General features: G+C 69.2%; 1 protein-coding gene. It reads left to right on the forward strand.

The genetic code is table 11. From position 1 onward, the window contains the following. The coding region (locus tag AB0B63_RS32470; RefSeq protein ID WP_357025879.1) for a type I polyketide synthase at positions 1-1,566 on the forward strand (1,566 nt) is incomplete at both ends.

Genomic DNA, 1,566 nt, shown 5'->3' on the forward strand with positions numbered 1-1,566 from the left:
CGAGGGTGTGGGTGTGGTGGTGGTGCAGCGGTTGTCCGACGCCCGCCGGGCCGGACGACCCGTCCTCGCGGTCATCCGGGGCAGCGCGGTCAACCAGGACGGCGCGTCCAACGGCCTGACCGCACCCAACGGACCCGCCCAGGAACGCGTCATCCGCGCCGCCCTGGCCAACGCCCGCCTCACCGCCGCCGACATCGACGCCGTCGACGCCCACGGCACCGGCACCACCCTCGGCGACCCCATCGAAGCCCACGCCCTCCTGGCCACCTACGGCCAGGAACACCACCCCGACACCCCACTCTGGCTCGGCTCCATCAAATCCAACATCGGCCACACCCAAGCCGCCGCCGGCATCGCCAGCGTCATCAAAATGACCCACGCCATGCACCACGGACTCCTCCCCGCCACCCTCCACATCGACGAACCCACCCCCCACGTCGACTGGACCACCGGCAACGTCGCCCTCCTCACCACCACCCAACCCTGGCCCCACCACGACCGCCCCCGCCGCACCGCCATCTCCTCCTTCGGCATCAGCGGCACCAACGCCCACCTCATCCTCGAACAACCCGAACCCCAACCCACCACCCCCGACGAACCCACCCCCACCGACACCCTCCTCACCTGGACCATCACCGCCCACACCCCCGACGCCCTCCACGACCAGGCCCAACGCCTCCACGACCACCTCACCCACCACCCCCAACCACCCCACCACGTCAGCCACGCCCTCGCCACCACCCGCACCCGCCACCCCCACCGCGCCACCATCACCGGCCACACCCTCCACGACCTCCTCACCGGCCTCAACGCCATCACCACCAACACCCCCCACCCCGGCACCACCACCGGCCACGCCACCACCACCAAAACCCTCTTCCAATTCACCGGCCAAGGCTCCCAACGCCCCCACATGGGCGCCGAACTCCACACCCGACACCCCGCCTTCGCCGAAACCTTCGACGCCTGCGCCACCCACCTCAACCCCCACCTCGACATCCCCCTGCACGACCTCGTCTTCACCAACCACCCCGCACTCCACCAAACCCAATACGCCCAACCCGCCCTCTTCGCCCTCCAAACCGCCCTCCACGCCCTCCTCACCCACCACAACATCCACCCCGACTACCTCATCGGACACTCCGTCGGCGAAATCGCCGCCGCCCACGCCGCCGGCATCCTCACCCTCCCCGACGCCTGCACCCTCGTCGCCGCCCGCGGCCACCACATGCAAAACGCCACCCCCGGCGGCGCCATGATCGCCACCAACCTCACCGAAACCCAAGCCACCCAATGGCTCACCCAATACCCCCACCAACTCACCATCGCCGCCATCAACAGCCCCCACCACCTCGTCATCTCCGGCGACCACGACGCCATCGAACACCTCACCCACCAACTCAACACCCACCACCACAAAACCACCCGCCTCAACGTCAGCCACGCCTTCCACTCCCACCACATGGACCCCATCCTCACCCCCTTCCACACCACCGCCACCACCCTCACCTACCACCAACCCCACACCCCCATCCTCTCCACCCTCACCGGCCAACCCGCCGACCC

Source organism: Micromonospora sp. NPDC049081, assembly GCF_040648835.1.
GTDB lineage: Bacteria > Actinomycetota > Actinomycetes > Mycobacteriales > Micromonosporaceae > Micromonospora > Micromonospora antibiotica.